Genomic DNA, 19383 nt, shown 5'->3' on the forward strand with positions numbered 1-19383 from the left:
AATAAGATGCATCCGCATAGAAATAGCAATACGGACATGACAATTACATGTTGTTGTGTCATAGTTTGATTAGAGTGAGTAACATATAAAGTAGGGAGGGGCATTGTCCCTTTATCTTAGCGATGAAGAAGGATGATTCCAGCGATTGTATCGATTAAGCTCGATATAGCGGTCATCCATTTAGCTTGTGCCTCAAGCTTCGTGAAGTACTCGTTGATTTCTTAGTTACTTACTCTTTTTACCTCTTTTGTCTATCTTTACTATAGCAAAGTATAAATATTATTTTTTATAAAAATAAGCACTAACATATTTAAGGAGCTAACAGTATGAAACAATTGTATAAAGACCTTTTTGAGATTGCCTTTTATATTGCGGGGATCATCTTAGCAATCCTCGTTCTATTCAAATAGTTGATAGGATGAAATTGCATTTTTCCAAAAAGTGAATAAGGCGAATATTAAAAACGTTCGCGTCTTCTATAAAGCTAGAATTAAAGAATTCAAATGTGATCCGTCAAACAATGCAAGAAATTATTGATTAAGCAAAAGATAAAGGACAGGCATGAGCTTGTCCTTTAATATTGCAAAATAAACTGAATAAGGAAGCAACATAAAAATGTCTCCAGCTAGAGACCTTTTCATATGTACAAGTTCCGTAGAATACTTTTCGTTCTTGGTGATAATTTATTTGTTAAATTAATGCACTTAATCAATGGATCAATGTAATTCTTTGCTTTATTCCTGTTTATTAGCTTGATCAATCACTGCTTGCGTTGCATTGCTGAATACATCCGATTGCTTAAGGTCTAATTTTTTAACGCGTCTTTAAAGTCTTGAGTGAATTCTTTTTTATAGCGCACTGCTAAGCAGGTCATTTTTTCCATTGCTCAATATAAGCGTTTTGATCGAATGGTTGCCATCTTTAGCTTTTCTTGGTATTGCATTTTTCTTGTTTGATGAGGGATGAATAAATAATTCTAAAGATGTTGTAACTTGAAAGCACAATAGCGGTTGAGGATAAAGAAATAACAACGATTCTTAACGTTTGCATAATCCAAATAGATGAAATATAGTAAAAAATAGCAAGGGGGCTCGCCCCTAAAGCTATATAGAGCATTATCAGAGCAGTGATTAGATTGATTACGCTTGCCACGACGTTGATCTTTTCTGCTGATGATAAGCTCTTTTTGTTTTTTATTTTATTGACCTTCCTTAATTTTGTGCCCATTACAGCGAGTAAAATTCAAAAAATCCAAGTTTTTGGATTGAGCAAGAAAATCAAACCACAAACTATAACTAGTGTTCTTTTGTTCATTACATTTTTATTAAAATGATCAAAAAACAAGACGGAGTTACCCTCTGTGCTTTGGTGTTCTTAGGATTTTTTTAGCGGGTAATTTTTTGAGGATCTCGACCAATATCCAACAAGAAGAACATTAGAATGCGATCATCATACATCCTTTGAAGGCGAGATTTACTTCATCAATCTCAATACCCGTAACCTCAGATACTCGCTTCAAATTAAAAACATCTGGATGGGTTTGATAAAAGCTTTTTGCGACGTTATACGAAGCAACTTTTTGGACTATCTGGACCGACTCCAGGTTCGAGGAAAGCCATTCCGCGCGGCGCAAATTAGTATTCCTGCATCCACTGCTACTTCTCTTCTGTTGTCAGAATGTATTTCTTCATATACTTTTCCTTCATTAGAATCACGTTTGAATATATTTACATTATAATCCTTGAAACAATGCTCATGTACGGTAAGGAAGCAAGCAACCGAAAACAAGAGATAGACCGCCAGCACTACACTATTCCGAACCAAAGACCAAAAGATAAGCATTGTGGGAAAATCTAAACTTTTGGATTTTCCTACAATGCCAACTACGGCGGAATCCCTCCCACTCCTTATATCTTTCTGTATACATTGAATTTGTATTTAGTAAAATGCAGACAACACCACGGATCGGCTTTTGGTTGGACAATTCCAACCAAACACCACAGCAGACAGCAGAAAACATTCTGAACGCTAGGAAGCCGGTATGATTGTTACATATAAGGGGAAGAAAAAATTCTTTTAGGTACTTGCTTTCCTAAAACTGATGTGATACAATGATTTAATCCAGAAATGGAGTAAAAAATATGCGGCAAGGTATTCTTAAATAAAACTATAATCAAATAGTGGGAACAAAGGATTATGATAGCTCCTTTTGTAGGGGCTTAGTTTTTTGTACCCAATTTAAGAATACTTTTGCCTTATCAATTTTGACATATCCCCAAAAACAGCAATCACAAACAGGTGTATGCTGTATATGTGTATGTCCGCAACTTATAATCCCCAGTGGTAAAAGTATTTTACTGCTGGGGATTTTTATGCCCTTTGGGGCTGTAAAGGGAGGACAATCACATGAAAATAATCAATATTGGAATTCTTGCCCATGTAGACGCTGGAAAGACGACCTTGACGGAGAGCCTGCTATATGCCAGCGGAGCCATTTCAGAACCGGGGAGCGTCGAAAAAGGGACAACGAGGACGGATACCATGTTTTTGGAGCGGCAGCGTGGGATTACCATTCAAGCGGCAGTCACTTCCTTCCAGTGGCACAGATGTAAAGTTAACATTGTGGATACGCCCGGCCACATGGATTTTTTGGCGGAGGTGTACCGCTCTTTGGCTGTTTTAGATGGGGCCATCTTGGTGATCTCCGCTAAAGATGGCGTGCAGGCCCAGACCCGTATTCTGTTCCATGCCCTGCGGAAAATGAACATTCCCACCGTTATCTTTATCAACAAGATCGACCAGGCTGGCGTTGATTTGCAGAGCGTGGTTCAGTCTGTTCGGGATAAGCTCTCCGCCGATATTATCATCAAGCAGACGGTGTCGCTGTCCCCGGAAATAGTCCTGGAGGAAAATACCGACATAGAAGCATGGGATGCGGTCATCGAAAATAACGATGAATTATTGGAAAAGTATATCGCAGGAGAACCAATCAGCCGGGAAAAACTTGCGCGGGAGGAACAGCAGCGGGTTCAAGACGCCTCCCTGTTCCCAGTCTATCATGGCAGCGCCAAAAATGGCCTTGGCATTCAACCGTTGATGGATGCGGTGACAGGGCTGTTCCAACCGATTGGGGAACAGGGGGGCGCCGCCCTATGCGGCAGCGTTTTCAAGGTTGAGTACACCGATTGCGGCCAGCGGCGTGTCTATCTACGGTTATACAGCGGAACGCTGCGCCTGCGGGATACGGTGGCCCTGGCCGGGAGAGAAAAGCTGAAAATCACAGAGATGCGTATTCCATCCAAAGGGGAAATTGTTCGGACAGACACCGCTTATCAGGGTGAAATTGTTATCCTTCCCAGCGACAGCGTGAGGTTAAACGATGTATTAGGGGACCAAACCCGGCTCCCTCGTAAAAGGTGGCGCGAGGACCCCCTCCCCATGCTGCGGACGACGATTGCGCCGAAAACGGCAGCGCAAAGAGAACGGCTGCTGGACGCTCTTACGCAACTTGCGGATACTGACCCGCTTTTGCGTTGCGAAGTGGATTCCATCACCCATGAGATCATTCTTTCTTTTTTGGGCCGGGTGCAGTTGGAGGTTGTTTCCGCTTTGCTGTCGGAAAAATACAAGCTTGAAACAGTGGTAAAGGAACCCTCCGTCATTTATATGGAGCGGCCGCTCAAAGCAGCCAGCCACACCATCCATATCGAGGTGCCGCCCAACCCGTTTTGGGCATCCATAGGACTGTCTGTTACACCACTCTCGCTTGGCTCCGGTGTACAATACGAGAGCCGGGTTTCGCTGGGATACTTGAACCAGAGTTTTCAAAACGCTGTCAGGGATGGTATCCGTTACGGGCTGGAGCAGGGCTTGTTCGGCTGGAACGTAACGGACTGTAAGATTTGCTTTGAATACGGGCTTTATTACAGTCCGGTCAGCACGCCGGCGGACTTCCGCTCATTGGCCCCGATTGTATTGGAACAGGCATTGAAGGAATCGGGGACGCAGCTGCTGGAACCTTATCTCTCCTTCATCCTCTATGCGCCCCAGGAATACCTTTCCAGGGCTTATCATGATGCACCGAAATACTGTGCCACCATCGAAACGGCCCAGGTAAAAAAGGATGAAGTTGTCTTTACTGGCGAGATTCCCGCCCGCTGTATACAGGCATACCGTACTGATCTGGCCTTTTACACCAACGGGCGGAGCGTATGCCTTACAGAGCTGAAAGGATATCAGGCCGCTGTCGGTCAGCCGGTCATCCAGCCCCGCCGTCCAAACAGCCGCCTGGACAAGGTGCGCCATATGTTTCAGAAGGTAATGTAAAGATACATAATCGTCAAGACGGCAACAATCAGAAGTTATGGAGGGTAACAATGGAATATAGTAAGGAAGATTTAATGGAAGCAAAAAAGCAAATTTGGGGAGTGGGAGAGAACATGGGAACAGAGGAAAGTAAAAAAATCTGGGAGGAGAACGCACAATTTTGGGATAATGCAATGGGTGACGAATCTAATGAATTTCACAGAGAGGTAGTGCGTCCCAAAGTAACGGAACTTCTATCTCCTAATCCTGCGGATTACATTTTGGATATTGCGTGTGGCAATGGAAATTATTCTTCGTATCTTGCACAAAGAGGCGCTTCGGTTGTCGCTTTTGATTACAGCAAAAAAATGATAGAATTGGCTAAAAGACGGCAATCACAATATGCAAAACAAATTGAATTTTGTGTGGCGGATGCGACCGATAGAAAAAGTATATTAGAATTAAAAAGAAATCGAGCCTTTACGAAAGCAGTTTCTAATATGGCAATTATGGATATTACGGATATTGAACCACTTCTTATGGCTGTTTATGAACTGTTGCAGGAAAGCGGAATTTTTGTCTTTGCAACGCAACACCCTTGTTTTGTCACGTTGACTGAAAAATATATGACACCGCACAGTTACTATGATATAGCGATTGAAGGGCAACCGAAAGAGCAGATTTATTATCATCGTTCCATACAAGATATTTTTAACCTTTGTTTTAGAGCTGGATTTGTCATTGATGGATTTTATGAAGAATGTTTTAAAACCAACAAAGAAATTCCTATGGTAATGATAGTAAGGCTTAAGAAGGTAAAACGTGATAGCTTAAAATAAATTCAAGTTTGTCGGGTAAATAGCAAACCCAGCCGAGCCAGTCAACGGTCAAGATGAACGGCGCATATGCGCAGCCGTTGACAGCCCCGCCCGCCTTTGCTGGTAGGCAATCAAGGGGCGACAGCAAGAAGTGCCACCGCCCCGCACTATTATTCAGAAAGGGGAATTTCCATGACCGACCAGATAGCCTATCAAGAATATATCCAGCGCAGGTACAACGCCTTTTGCAAGACTGTTATCCGCTGTGCCGCCTTGGACAAGATTTTGAAGCTTAAACGGCAATGGGAACGGCAAGTTTCCCTTGACTATCTGATGAACGAGAAGTTTGTCCAGTTTGCCGCGTCGGAGCCGGACGAGGAATACCCATTTACCGTCTGCGGTCAGACCGTCCTGCTCTGCAACGCCGCCCTTGCCGACGCGATCTCTGTTTTGCCGGAGCAGACGCGGGAAGAAATCCTGCGCTATTACTTTCTGCGCCAGCCGCAGCGCGTGATCGGCGCGTGTATTGGCCGGTCACGCAGCACAGCGGGGCGGCATATCCAGCTTGCCTTGCAGCGGCTACGCGAAGAAATGGGGGTGAGCCGGTATGAGTAGACTTCTCCCCTATGAAACAATCCTCAAAGCCCGTGAGGGCGACCCAGAAGCCGTGAACGCTGTCCTGCTCCACTACGCCGGATATATCCGCTATTTCTCAAAAGTGAACGGGCAGGTCAACGCCGAGGTGGAGGACTATGTAAAGCAGCGGTTAATTGACTGTCAATTCAAGTTCCGGCTTGACGAACCACCGGACAAGTCATAAAAACTGAATACCAGCCGCCACCGACGCGGCCAGCGAAAGCAGTAAGTCTTGAAAAAGATTTACTGCTTTTTTTGTGTGTGTCGGGCATGGCGCACATCTTGTCGGTGAAAGTCCGACCACGGGTATTTGTCGCCAAGTGTAGCAAACCGCAAGCCGAAGGCCGTGAGGCCGGGGTGAAGGAAGCGGTGTAGCAAATCTGTCGAGCCTACGAACAGAAACCTGATATAAGGCCAAATGGCGGGTAAGGTTGCATAACAAACCAAAGCCCAAAAGACAAACGTAACGCCAAGACGGTAAATCAGGAGGTTGTGCAGTGAAAGATGTGTGTCTTACCCCGAGAGATCTCGCGGACGATATTCCGAGATGCTTTAAAATCAGCAATCGGTGGCCCAAGAATACGGGTTCGGTCGAAATAAGGTTTGTCGCGAGAAGTCAGCTGAGGGCATAGTAAGTCATCGACTGAAGGCCCTAATGGTTTTACAGAGCGTTCCGCTTTGAAATAACAAACCAGTAATCTGTAAATCTGGAAAAATCCAACACAGAAGAAACGTAATCTTCTGGGACACTCTGGACGAGGATGATCTGAATTTGTTTGTGAAAAGAAAGGAGACGCATCATGCGTTTAATTGAATCAATACTTCAATCAGAAAACATGAATCAAGCTATCCGAGCTGTCCAACGGAACAAAGGTTCAGCCGGAATAGATGGAGTCACAGTGGGTGATCTTGAATCCTACTGGGATAAGCATCAGGAAGAAATTACTGAGGCTATACTGAATATGAAATATAAGCCCCAACCGGTCAGACGGGTCTATATCCCTAAACCCAATGGAAAGAAACGCCCGTTAGGTATTCCAACTGTCATGGACAGAGCCATTCAACAGGCAGTTGCTCAGGTGCTCGATCTCATCTTTGACCCGTCGTTTAGTGATAGTAGTTTTGGTTTTCGTAAAGGCAGAAGTGCACATGATGCCATCATGCAGGCATTGAATTACCTGAACGAAGGTTACGACTGGGTCATCGATTTAGATATCGAGAAATTCTTTGACAAAGTGAATCACGATAAACTCATTTCACTGATCCGAAATCTCATCAATGAAAAAGAAGTTCTCCATCTGATCTGATCTTTCCTCAAGTCAGGCGTGCTTGAGGAGGGCAAGATCGTAAAAAGTGATCTCGGCACACCGCAAGGTGGGTGCATTTCGCCAGTACTAGCCAACATCTATCTAGATCTATTCGACAAAGAATTAGAGAGTAGAGGTCTTAGATTCTGCAGATATGCCGATGACGTCGTAATCTTCGTCAAAAGTGAAATGGCTGCGAATAGAATTATGAAATCAGTTTCCAGTTGGTTAGAAAGGAAACTATTTCTCACTGTCAGTGCAACTAAAACCCATGTATGTCGACCACCAAAAAGTACCTTTCTAGGTTTCACCTTTTGGAAGGGTAAAGATGGATGGAAGGCAAAACCGGCAAATGACCGTAAACAAAGACTCTATGACAAAATCAAAGAAGTTCTTTGTAGAAAAAGAGCGGTCGCATCACCATTAAAAGACGTGTTTACAAAAGTAAACCAAATCGTCAGAGGTTGGATTAACTATTTTAGCATTGGTTCGATGAAAAAGTTCCTGACTAAGTTCGGTGAGTGGCTCAGGCATAAAATCCGAGTTGTCATATTGAAACAGTGGAAAAGACCACGAACAATCTTCGATAACCTGATGAAATTGAATCGCATATCTAAATGGCCTTTAGAATCTGAATTGATCAGACAAACGGCCAACTCCAGGCTAGGCCTATATAGGACAGCAGGAATGCGAACAGTGAACTTTCTGATCTCACCAAATATTTTGGCAATGAGAAAAGGAGATCGACCAGGATTGATCGATCCCCTTAATCTCTATTTATCATTTTATAACGCATGAAATAAAACTGTAAAGCTGTAGCGCCGTATACGAGAACCGTACGTACGGTGCAATGAGAGGGGCGAGGCTCACAGATAGTCTCCCTCTACTCTGATATGAAAGCCCCCTACGTCAAGGCGCAAAAAGCCCTATTTTCATTGTTTCTAGTTTTTTTCTCAATGCCATGCACAAATCTCGGAATGGATTCATCAGCTATTCAACCCTTCTGATATACGTGGATTTGCACAGGTTAATGGTTTCGCTGCAGACTCCGCCAACTATTGACGTGGATTAACATAGAGTAGACGCGGATAGTCAAACCTCTAACATCCGAGACTTGTGAATGACATCGAAGTCAAACTCTTAGATTTTATTTGTTCAATGCAATATAAGACTTATCAATTTATGCAGTTTTAAAATAACCAGTTCTTGCAGTGTATGACAAAAAAGAAAATGAGGCACAAACCTGATTTTTTATGTGTTATGGGGATAGTTTTATTTTCTTCCGTCGTTCGCTCGTGCTGATCAAGGCGCATGCTCCGACTGGACTGACAAGGGTTTAAGCGTAGCGGCCCTTGTCTGGACTTGCGGCGTGTGCGATGCTGTGAAGCCGTGCGAGACAGAAGAAGAAAGTTCCCTTTTCTTCTTGAGTGAGTGAGGCGCAGTCCAGCTGCGCAAGCTGGTCCCACCGAAGGCGCCCCCGTAGGGCTTCACTAATTTTTTGATTCTTCGTTTAGAATGTCCTCATCATCCTACAAGTATTTCGCCAGTCTCTGGATTGATTACTGGAATTGGAGTATCAACACGCTCTTCAATATGCCCAGTAGCCATACCCCAAATAAAACAAGCCATTTCTCTTGCACAAGCGGTTATCGCTGTGTTTCGATTTTTACCAGAATTCATCATCCGCTTGAACTTAGACTGAATCCGCATATTTCCCTTATCGGCATAATGAATCACCTTTGAACTGTTGCCCTCTTGCCGTTTTTTTAATATTTTTGATTTACGACCTGGAATACCTCTTACCATAGATTGTGCTGCTTCAATCAGTGTTTTTCGGACGTGACTATTTCCCATTTTGGTAATTGTACCTTTATTTTCAGATTCGCTGCTTGAATGCTCTGAGGGTGTAAGACCAAGATAAGAGGCAAATTGGCCTGCGGTTTGAAATCGTGAGAAATCCCCGATTTCAGACACGATTCGCATAGCGATGGGGCGAGTAAAACCTTTGAAACAACTCAGTTTATCGACAAACTCTTGATAACGTTCTTGGTTAGATATTTCTACAATTCTAGTATCGTATCGATCTACTTTAATTTCTAACTCTTCGAGGGTAATCAAATATTCATCGAGCACTTCTTTATAAAGTGGGGTAAGTTCAACTTCTTTGAGCCATTTGCGATGGCAAATAGTCCATTTTGATTTACCTTGGTCATATTGCTTACCCTGTTTGAGTAGGAAAGCATTAATCCGTTGCTTTGTTTGTTTAACCATATCTTGAACATCTTCACGCATACGAATATAAGCTTGAACTTCACGATCTTCCTGATCTGGAATATGAACTTGGCTATATGCATCGTTAGCTAAAGCTTCGGCTAGGCTTTTTGCATCTCGACGGTCTGTTTTTCGAATACGATCAGTACTAGCAATTCGAATAGTAGAAGGAGCCATAACACGGCATTCGAATCCCATTTTCTTGATATCGTCTGCAAGAGTGAATCCTAAGCAACCAGCTTCATACCCAAATATTAGTTCTGTATCGAGATCCTCTGCTTCACTGAGCAGATTATAAGCGTATTTTTTGACGAGTTTCATGTTGTTTTCGATCTCAATTCGATTACTGTAAATTCTGGTTTTAGGATTATAAGCACAAAGACTAAACGTCTTACTATGGACATCCATCCCGATATAAATTAGACTTTTCATTGTAGGTCCTCCGTTTGTATGTGGTAATGACAAATACCTTTTATTTCACTTTAAGTATCCGTCTAAATCCACGTTTTGCAAAGCCGGGGGGCCTTTCATATTATCTATTGTCCGGCTCCGCTCCCGGCCATTTTGCCCCCTGCCGGTTGTAGTAGTAAGCGAGGAGGGAATTTTTCTGCCCTGGTGTTTGGCATTTGGAGCATTTACCCGTAGTAGAGGGCAAAGAGAAAGGATTTCTCCAACACCGGGTAGAAACCACTGCGTCCGGTGTCATTTTAGCGAAAGCGGGCAGGAATGCCCTTTACAGGATTAGTAGTAGCAGAAAAAGAGAAACAAACTTTTGTGGTTGCAGTTTTCCAAAAAAGTGGCGGACGGAAGTGAGAGAAAGTTTGCAGTCACGGAGAGCAAGTTTCTACCACGGTGCCAAAATCCGCAATTCTGCAGTTTTGCCCCTCGCGGGAAACTTGTTGGGGAGTGCCTTCCCCAAACCCTGCTCATGCGCCCTTACGGGCGAGAAAGGAGGTCACACCATGCGAAAGAAATACAACACGCCCCACCGCAGCCGCGTTGTGAAAACCCGGCTGTCCGAAGATGAGTATGCCGACTTCACAGCGCGGCTTGCGCCCTATGGTATCAGCCAGTCCGAATTTCTCCGGCAGGCGATACGGCGGGCGACCATACGCCCGGTTGTCCATGTGTCGTCGGTCAATGACGAGTTGCTTTCCGCTGTCGGGAAGCTGACAGCCGAGTACGGCAGGATCGGCGGCAACCTCAATCAGATTGCCCGGTATCTGAACGAATACGGCGTACCCTACAACACCCTTTCCGGCGAGGTACGCGCCGCCATATCCGACCTTGCCGTCCTCAAGTATGAAGTCCTCAAGAAAGTAGGTGACGCGGTTGGCAACACTCAAGCATATCAACTCTAAAAACGCCGACTACGGAGCCGCCGAGCAATATCTTCTCTTTGAGCATGACGAGTTTACCATGAAGCCCGTCCTTGATGAAACCGGCAGGCTTATCCCCCGCGAGGACTACCGGCTGTCCACGCTGAACTGCGACGGGGAGGATTTTGCCGTTGCGTGTATGCGGGCCAATCTCCGCTATCAGAAAAACCAGCGGCGGGAAGATGTGAAAAGCCACCACTACATCATCAGCTTTGACCCGCGGGACGGGCCGGACAACGGCCTGACCGTAGACCGGGCGCAGGCGTTGGGGGAACAATTCTGTAAAGAGCATTTTCCCGGCCACCAGGCCCTTGTCTGCACCCACCCGGACGGGCATAACCACAGCGGCAACATTCATGTGCATATCGTCATAAACAGCCTGCGGATTGAGGAAGTGCCGTTCCTGCCCTACATGGACAGGCAGGCCGATACGAAAGTCGGCTGCAAGCACCGATGTACCGACGCTGCCCTGCGCTACTTCAAATCCGAAGTCATGGAGATGTGCCACCGGGAGGGGCTTTATCAAATCGACCTCTTGAACGGCAGCAAGAACCGCGTCACCGACCGGGAGTATTGGGCGCAGAAAAAGGGACAGGCCGCGCTGGACAAGCAGAACGCCCCCATGATTGCCGATAGTATCACGCCCCGGCAGACCAAGTTTGAAACGAACAAGGAGAAGCTGCGGCAGACCCTACGGAAAGCCCTTGCCACCGCCGCCAGCTTTGACGAGTTTTCCTCTCTGTTGCTGCAGGAGGGTGTGACCGTCAAGGAGAGCCGGGGGCGGCTTTCCTACCTCACGCCGGACAGGACAAAGCCAATTACCGCCCGGAAGCTGGGCGACGATTTTGACCGCGCCGCTGTCTTTGCCGTTTTAGAGCAAAACGCCGCCAGAGCAGCCGAAGCGCCAGCCAGATCCCCCGATCCCCCACGCACCATAAAAGACCGCTTGCAGGTTGCCAGAGCCGAGATAGCCGCCCCGAAACAGGACGGAGTGCAGCGGCTTGTGGACATTGAGCAGAAAATGGCCGAGGGCAAAGGCCGGGGCTATGAACGCTGGGCGAAGATACACAATCTGAAGCAGGCCGCCAAAACGCTGTCCGTCTACCAGCAATACGGCTTTACTTCCCCGGAGCAGTTAGAAGCCGCCGTTGACACCGCCTATCAGAAAATGCGCCAGACCAGCGGCGAACTGAAAGCACTGGAAACGAAGCTGCAAGGGAAAAAGAAGTTGCAGCGGCAGGTGTTGGCCTACGCCCAGACCAAGGCCGCCCGCGACGGGCTGCGGGCACAGAAATCCGAGAAAGCCCGCGCCGCATACCGGCAGGCCCATGAGAGCGATTTTATCATAGCCGACGCAGCAGCCCGGTATTTCAAGGCGCATGGCATTACCAAGCTGCCCGCCCGGAAAGCGTTGCAGGCCGAGATCGAGCAGCTTATCTCCGAGAAAGACGGCCTGTATAACACCTATCACGAACAGAAACAGCGGTTCAAGGAGTTGCAGACCGTCAAGCGGAACATCGACCAGATTTTGCGCCGGGACGAGCCGCACCGCAGAAAGGAGCAGAGCCATGAGCGATAACCTGCCCCACATGGACTACCGCCAGCACCGGCGGGCGCGGCGGCTGGTACATGAGTGCTGTAACTACGATGAGGGGAACTGCCTGCTATTGGACGACGGGGAGCCTTGCGTGTGCGTCCAGAGCATTTCCTTTTCCCTCATGTGCCACTGGTTCCGTGTGGCTGTCCTGCCCCTTGACGGGGAGCTGGCCGCAGCCCTCTTGTGCCGGGGAAGCCGGAAACGGTGTGCCGTCTGCGGGGCGGCCTTTGTCCCCAAATCCAACCGGGGAAAATACTGCCCCGACTGCGCCGGGCGCATGAAGAAAATCAAAGCCGCCGAGAGAAAGCGGAAACAAAGGCAGAGATGTCACGCTTTAGAGCCTTTCAAACCCGCATAAATCAAGGCTTTTTTCGTGGGTGTCAAAGGGTACGCGATACATTTATCCTTTTCCCCCGGAAACGGCGTTTTAATGCGTGACAATACGCCAAAATCAACCCGAACACAGGGAGGTGATCCTATCGCTGATTATATCAGGGCAGACACGCGGCTGCCCGCCTATCTGCCGTATCCCCGTTTCCTGCTGAAAATGGAGATTTCACAGACCGCCAAGCTGCTGTATTCGCTGCTGTTAGACCGTTCCACCCTCTCCCAGAAAAACAAGTGGCTGGACGACGAGGGCAGGATTTATATTATCTATCCCATCGCGGAGATAGCAGAAATACTGGATAAAGGCAGCACCACCATCAAGGGGGCGCTTAATGAACTGGACACGGCGGGGCTGTTGGAACGGGAACGGGGCGGCTTCTCCGCACCGAACCGGCTTTATGTCAAAGTACCGCCAGTGCCACAGGTACAGTTTTCAGACCAACTGATGGCCGGAAGTCCGCCCCTCATAGAGCCGGAAAACCGTCCTACTGATGGTCAGAAAACCGACCTTATGATGGTCGGAAAACCGTCCCCTAACCAAACTACTATAAACAACCTTACAGAGAGCCAAACAAAGGGAGTGAGTGGGGGGCCGTCCGCGCCCTATGGCCGATATGGAAATATTTTTCTGTCACAGACCGAATACGACGAGTTGCAGGCAGAGTACCCTGACAGGCTGGAACGGTTCATCGAGGAAATGAGCCGCTACCTTGCCGCCAACGGGAAAAGCTACCAGAACTATGCCGCCGCCCTGCGGATATGGGCGGGGAACGACAAAAAGGAAGCCCCTAAAAAGGGCATACCAGACTACTCATGCAAGGAGGGCGAGAGTTTATGAAGAATGAAATCAACGCGGTTTTGGAGAATATGACGACCACCATCCCGGAGCCGGAGGACTACACCGGCGAGGACGGTTTACTGTACTGCGGCAAGTGCCGCAAGCCGAAAGAAGCCTATTTTGCGCCGGATAAGGCCGCTATCTTCGGGCGCGACCGCCACCCGGCAGAGTGCGACTGCCAGAGAACCGCCCGCGAGGAACGGGAAGCCGCCGAAAAGCGGCGCAGACACCTTGACACCGTGGAAGAACTGAAACGCCGGGGCTTTACCGACCCCACCATGCGGGACTGGACTTTCGAGAACGACAACGGCAGGAACCCGCAGACCGGGCTTGCCCGCCGGTATGTGGAGCATTGGGAAGATATGCGGACAGACAATATCGGCTGCCTGTTCTGGGGCGGCGTAGGCACCGGCAAAAGCTACCTTGCAGGCTGTATCGCAAACGCCCTCATGGAGAAAGAAATCCCCGTCCGCATGACGAACTTTGCTCTTATCCTCAATGACCTTGCCGCCAGCTTTGAGGGGCGCAACGAGTACATTTCCCGCCTTTGTCGTTATCCGCTGCTGATCCTTGACGACTTCGGCATGGAACGCGGGACGGAATACGGGCTGGAACAGGTGTTCAATGTGATTGACAGCCGTTACCGCAGCGGCAAGCCGCTGATCGTCACGACCAACCTTACGCTGGACGACCTGCACAACCCGGAGGACACCGCCCATTCCCGGATTTATGACCGCCTGCTTTCCATGTGCGTCCCGGTACGCTTTACCGGCGACAACTTCCGGCAGGAAACCGCCAAGCGGAAAATGGAGAGCATGAAGAAACTGATTACCGACTGAAAGGAGTATTGCCTATGGCAGATAACAAGCAGCACGACACCCGCACCACCCGCCGTTATCACCCAGGCTATGAGTGCAAATGGGCGACCAACACCGTCGTTCATATCCTCGAAAACCGAGAGTACACCGGATGTCTGGTGAACTTCAAAACGGAAAAGCCTTCTTATAAGGTCAAGCACAGCATAGAGAACCCCGTCGAGAAGCAGGCCATTTTCGAGAACCACCATGAGCCGATCATCGACAAGGAAACATGGGAACGGGTGCAGGAGTTACGCAAACAGCGCAAACGCCCGAACCGCTACGATGAAGTGGGGCTGTTCTCCGGGATTTTGTTCTGCGCCGACTGCGGCCATGTGCTGTATCAGCAGCGGTATCAGAACAAAGACCGCAAACAGGACTGCTACATCTGCGGCAGCTACAAGAAGCGCACCCGCAACTGTACGGCGCACTTTATCCGCACCGATCTGTTGACCGCTGGTGTCCTGGCAAATCTCCGGCAAGTGACCGAATACGCAGCCAAGCATGAGAGCCGGTTTGTGAAACTACTTGTCCAGCAGAACGAGATCGGCGGCAAGCGAAAGACCGCCGCAGCCATCAAGCAGCTTGAACAGGCGCAGGAACGCATTTCTGAAATCAGCCGCATTATCAAGCGGCTGTATGAGGACAATGTAAACGGCAAAATCAGCGATGAGCGTTTCATGGAACTGTCGGCTGACTACGAAGCCGAGCAAGCGGAGCTGAAAAAGAGAGCCGCCGCCCTGCAAGCCGAACTGGACAAGTCACAGGCAGCTACCGTCAACGCCGAGAAATTTATGGGCATTGTCCGCAAGCACCTTGCCTTTGAAGAACTGACCCCCACTCTCTTGCGGGAAATGATCGAGAAAATTGTGGTGCATGAGTGCAGCTATGATGAGAACGGCACCCGCAGGCAGGACATTGAGATTTATTACAGCTTTGTCGGCAAGATTGACTTGCCCGAATAACCGCCCGACCTATCCGACACAATGGCCAAGTGTCGGATAGGAACGGCAAAATTTTTTGCACTTCTATTGCTTCTTTATCACACATAAGCAAATTCGCCTGAACATCATCAAAATAGGAAAGCCACAAAGTCTATCTGCGTGAAAAGGGGAAAAAATAGAATACCGTCATACTTATATTCTTGTTTGAGATTGTCAATCGGGTAGGGATGTAGTTAAAAGGACACATCTTTTATTTCGTCATGAAAAAATAGAAGAAAAAACATAGTTAACTTGAACGCATAAACTGATCGTAAGATTTATAAAGAAAAAATTAGATGAGATAAAGAATGGATTCGAATTGTTTAAAATTTTAATAAGAAAAAAAACACATCTTTCGATGTGTTTCGTTTTAAGATGGTGCCGGCGGTGGGACTCGGACCCACACACCCTTGCGGATAACAGATTTTGAGTCTGTCTCGTCTACCAATTCCGACACGCCGGCAAGAATGTAATGTCTTTATTCGGACAACGACTATATTATAGGATTTTTGGATTTCAATCAATAGAAAATTTAATTTTTTTTGAAAAATAGGCAAAATGAAGTATTCGTATTTCTTATAGTCAGAGATAGAAAGCAAGTGAATGAACATGTCGTGATTGAAAACGAAAAGTTGAATAAATGAGATTAAACGATCGTAATGAATTGGGGGACAAGTTTATAGACACTAAAACGTGAAGTATTTATAATGTAAACAAAATTGGAGAACTATTAATGAGACTACATTATAAAAAAGCATTTAATGGAGATATGAATAGCTTACCTAAACATCCTCATGAGCCCGGAGCAGTAAAATTTAAAGAAATCGATGATTTCAATCAATTATCTATCACATTAAATCTGCTTTCATTTTTATTGTTCATTATTTTATTGATCATTGATGTGCTTACTTTTAAACGTTTTGATTTTACCTCTAAAGCGGGATTGATCGGTTTATGCTTAAGCTTTTTGGTTCTTATCCCACATGAGTTTTTACATGCAATTTGTTTTAAAGGTGATGTAGAAATGTATACTGCCTTGAATAAAGGAATGTTATTTGTGACAGGGACAGAAACGTTCAGCAAAAGCCGTTTTGTTTTTATGTCTCTTTTACCGAATCTTGTATTTGGTTTTCTTCCTTGGCTCGTAGCATTGTTATTCCAGGATTGGAGCATTTCACAAATCCTCATTGTTCTTGGCACTGTGGCGATTGCTCAAGGTATTGGCGATTATTATAATGTATTTAACGCCTTGACCCAGATGCCTAAAGGTGCGCGTTGTTACTTATACGGTATGAATACATATTGGTATATGCCTCAACAAAACAAAAAGAATCGAACTCCAGAAAAATAATCATTTCAAAATGAATAGCTCTGCTTTGGGAAAGTTCCATATGCAAGGGCTATTTTTATTTTTAAGCTCCTTTTTTTATTGGTCTATTATTAGTGAATTGTTTGTATAAATTAATCGTTTTTTAATGAACGTACCGGTCGGATGAATGAATGTTGATGAAATAAATTAGATGAAAATGGGGAACAAGCAAAAGTTAGAATGAAATCGCAATCAGATATTTAATAACAAAATAAGATAGGAAATATTCAATTTAAAATTAGAACTATACATTTAGATGTTTAAGGTTCGATTCTTTCTTTATAGATGAAATCTAGGGTTGATTCATGAATAAATGTCTATATTTATCGAATGAAAATTGATCATTTTTTCTGAACGAAAATTAGCGGACCTTGAATTTATGCTTCACTTTTCGATAACAAACTTTAGTCGTTTTGAAAAGTTTTCTTTGAATCAAAAATCAAAATCTAAATGATCTTTTTTCATAAAACTAAAAAATCTTATTGATCGATCAGAAGATGATCTTTCTTAAAGTCTGATTGATTCAAACTCTTTTACATGAAAAGACGAACGAATTTTGTTTGTTAATTCAATTCGCCTATAGTGTTTGTTTTCCTGAATTTCAAATTTATTAATGATAGAAGTGATGGATGTTTTACATTTGACCAAAAGCAAAAATTTCATTGTGTTAGAGCTGTTTTGTGTTCTGAGTTCAATTGATTAAATCAATAAAATTTATAAAATTTACAATTTAAATTATTGATGAGTTACAACCATAAACATGTCTACATCAATACTTGTTATTCAATTAATCTTGATAAATCAAATAAGGGTCGACTAAAACATAAAAGGATAAACACGATGTATTAAAGCAAGATCATGTATCTGGATTTTTATACATTGGATCATGGAAGAAATAAGATTGAAGCATTACTTTTAAAAAATAAAAATGATCGATTTACGTTTTGATTTGGCGTGCTTCATTTGTCTTATTTCAGATTTATGAATTTCTGATGCCTGCTGGATTCAGATTTATGAATTACCGATACCTATTGATTCAACAAATATAACTTGGATTTTGTATGAATCAAACCGACAAAACAGCCTATGATTTATTTAAATATCTTTAACAATTCTGAATTGATACTGAAGTATATCTATATTTTGAAAAGATGGATCAAGCTTAAAGGTTAAAATTTTGCATGTAGATGTTCTTGTTCTATAGTGCATTTGGTCTTCTAATTTGGGAGGTAGCGCTTCAATCAGATTGGTGTTATTTTTATAGAGTGATCGAGAAACAAAGTTAAAAACAGAATAAAACAATCTTTATTTTAGTATTTGTATAACGTTTCGAATTTGAAATCGAATTCTTGCTTGATAAAAAAAGGTTGGCCTTTTTAAATGGATACAATTTGTTTTTTTACGAGTTTTAGATCATGAATTCACACAGATTTATTTAAAGATAGAAATAGCTCAATTTGTGTTTCTTCTAAACTGACTCATCGTATACAAATTGTGAATTTCCTTATGGTTTCAAACTGTCATGACCAGAATAAAACTTATTTAGATTATGCTTTGTTTTTGAAATTGCTCTTAAATAGAGGGTAACTTCATTTGAATTTTATTTTGCGAGTTTCAGCTTAGATCATCATGTTCAGCTATAAATTCATAATGAATCAAGATCTAGCGTGTTATTGAATGGATCAGCGTAATGACCACAGATTGAAAAGAAGAACAATTGAATGAAAGGAAAAGCTTCTCAAAGCGCTTTGAGGAACATTTCAAAGCTCTTCTTTAATTAGATTCAAAATTGATCAATAAGGAAGAATAATAACGCTTAGTTGAGTGGAATAATTGCGTACAACGTAATACCAATACGCAGTTATTCGTGTTTCCAGTACGAATGAACTGTAGCGCGACAACGTTAAAGAATTTGAGAAGCAGGGAAAAATTATGTCTAAAAAACCTGCACGCGTTAACCTTGAAGAAGGAAGCCCAGAATATTCTGTATTTCATGCCATTCATGAAGCACGCGAGAAACTCAACATTACGCAAACTGAGTTAGCAAGACGTACAGGCATTGATCAAGGAGATATTTCTAAACTAGAACGAGGAACTCGTAATCCATCTCTCAAATTGCTTAAACGTTTAGCCCAAGGTCTAGGAATGGAGCTTAAGATTACTTTTGTTCCAATTGAACAAGCCGAAGAAGCAGAAAATCATTAGTGTCATAAGCCGGATGAAAATCCGGTTTTTTTCTTGATCAAAAATTTTTATTGACAAGCAAAAAATCAATAAAAAATCGGTTATGATAAATAGAAAGCTTTTTGTGATCGATGATGAAATGAATCGATATAGAATCAAAAATGACTTGATGAACTTAAACGATAAGATCAAGAGATCTTGTTTATTTACGATATATAAAGGTTTGAACTATAAAAATTTCTTTAAGTACATATGGAATGATTGAAAGAGATTCGCGATCAATATTGTGATTAATTAAAGAGGATGACAAGGATGGTAAAATAGAATGGATTTTGTTTTACTCAATAAAGAGACAAGACCATTTTACTAGTCGCTTTTATAGAAAATATTTTTTAAAATATAACGTTGAAATTAACGAATGAACAAATAGGCATAAATAGAAAGTTGAGGAA

13 protein-coding genes, 1 tRNA gene and 1 pseudogene are annotated in these 19383 nt (G+C 44.3%); 13 read left to right on the top strand and 2 right to left on the bottom strand.

Features of this window, described 5'->3' with window-relative positions; genetic code table 11:
* The first annotated feature begins 2406 nt into the window (after positions 1-2406).
* The 5 genes and pseudogenes from tet(W) to ltrA all read left to right on the top strand — a co-directional run bounded on the left by tet(W) (position 2407) and on the right by ltrA (position 7864).
* Positions 2407-4326 carry a tetracycline resistance ribosomal protection protein Tet(W) gene (gene tet(W) / locus ALLST_RS0103735; protein ID WP_002586627.1) on the top strand — a complete coding sequence of 640 codons (1920 nt, stop codon included), beginning with the start codon at positions 2407-2409 and terminating at the stop codon, positions 4324-4326.
* A gap of 50 nt (positions 4327-4376) precedes the next feature.
* On the top strand, positions 4377-5144 hold the full coding sequence (locus ALLST_RS0103740; protein ID WP_002586626.1) for a class I SAM-dependent methyltransferase: 768 nt from the start codon (positions 4377-4379) through the stop codon (positions 5142-5144).
* A 171-nt stretch (positions 5145-5315) separates the two neighbouring features.
* On the top strand, positions 5316-5738 hold the full coding sequence (locus ALLST_RS0103745) for a sigma-70 RNA polymerase sigma factor region 4 domain-containing protein (RefSeq protein ID WP_002586616.1): 423 nt from the start codon (positions 5316-5318) through the stop codon (positions 5736-5738).
* Complete coding sequence (locus ALLST_RS0103750) at positions 5731-5943, top strand: helix-turn-helix domain-containing protein (protein ID WP_002586615.1); 213 nt, start codon at positions 5731-5733, stop codon at positions 5941-5943. The genes ALLST_RS0103745 and ALLST_RS0103750 overlap by 8 nt, the downstream gene beginning before the upstream one ends.
* Before the next feature lie 778 nt (positions 5944-6721).
* Positions 6722-7864, top strand: a pseudogene (gene ltrA / locus ALLST_RS11790) (group II intron reverse transcriptase/maturase).
* Positions 7865-8590: 726 nt separating this feature from the next.
* Here the strand turns inward: ltrA and ALLST_RS09995 are convergent.
* The gene (locus ALLST_RS09995) at positions 8591-9769 is read right to left on the bottom strand and encodes an IS110 family RNA-guided transposase (protein WP_019892728.1); all 1179 of its coding nucleotides are present in this window, start codon (positions 9767-9769) and stop codon (positions 8591-8593) included.
* Positions 9770-10299: 530 nt separating this feature from the next.
* Here ALLST_RS09995 and ALLST_RS0103770 point away from each other — a divergent pair.
* From ALLST_RS0103770 to ALLST_RS10005, 6 genes are all read left to right on the top strand, one after another.
* Positions 10300-10698, top strand: coding sequence for an IME relaxosome accessory protein (locus ALLST_RS0103770; protein WP_002596229.1), 399 nt, complete (start codon positions 10300-10302; stop codon positions 10696-10698).
* Complete coding sequence (locus tag ALLST_RS0103775; RefSeq protein ID WP_026472768.1) at positions 10670-12295, top strand: relaxase/mobilization nuclease domain-containing protein; 1626 nt, start codon at positions 10670-10672, stop codon at positions 12293-12295. Before ALLST_RS0103770 ends, ALLST_RS0103775 begins: the two co-directional genes overlap by 29 nt.
* Positions 12296-12305: 10 nt before the next feature.
* Positions 12306-12671: an IME_Rho_tet family cysteine-rich VLP protein gene (locus tag ALLST_RS11260; RefSeq protein ID WP_425386754.1), complete on the top strand. Its 366-nt coding sequence runs from the start codon at positions 12306-12308 to the stop codon at positions 12669-12671.
* Positions 12672-12743: 72 nt separating this feature from the next.
* Positions 12744-13538, top strand: coding sequence for a replication initiator protein A (locus ALLST_RS0103785; RefSeq protein WP_006356266.1), 795 nt, complete (start codon positions 12744-12746; stop codon positions 13536-13538).
* Positions 13535-14377: an ATP-binding protein gene (locus ALLST_RS11265; RefSeq protein ID WP_002596233.1), complete on the top strand. Its 843-nt coding sequence runs from the start codon at positions 13535-13537 to the stop codon at positions 14375-14377. The genes ALLST_RS0103785 and ALLST_RS11265 overlap by 4 nt, the downstream gene beginning before the upstream one ends.
* Positions 14378-14391: 14 nt before the next feature.
* Entirely contained in the window at positions 14392-15360 is a 969-nt protein-coding gene (locus ALLST_RS10005; RefSeq protein ID WP_019892736.1) for a DUF4368 domain-containing protein, read from the top strand.
* Between the two features lie 394 nt (positions 15361-15754).
* Here ALLST_RS10005 and ALLST_RS0103795 read toward each other — a convergent pair.
* Positions 15755-15841: transfer RNA gene (locus tag ALLST_RS0103795), tRNA-Leu, on the bottom strand.
* A 270-nt stretch (positions 15842-16111) separates the two neighbouring features.
* Between ALLST_RS0103795 and ALLST_RS10010 the strand changes: the two genes are divergently transcribed.
* Entirely contained in the window at positions 16112-16729 is a 618-nt protein-coding gene (locus tag ALLST_RS10010; protein ID WP_019892738.1) for a DUF3267 domain-containing protein, read from the top strand.
* A 1950-nt stretch (positions 16730-18679) separates the two neighbouring features.
* The gene (locus ALLST_RS10015; RefSeq protein ID WP_019892739.1) at positions 18680-18952 is read left to right on the top strand and encodes a type II toxin-antitoxin system RelB family anti-toxin; all 273 of its coding nucleotides are present in this window, start codon (positions 18680-18682) and stop codon (positions 18950-18952) included.
* Positions 18953-19383 lie beyond the last annotated feature (431 nt).

It is taken from the genome of Allobaculum stercoricanis DSM 13633 (assembly GCF_000384195.1).
Lineage (GTDB): Bacteria > Bacillota_I > Bacilli_A > Erysipelotrichales > Erysipelotrichaceae > Allobaculum > Allobaculum stercoricanis.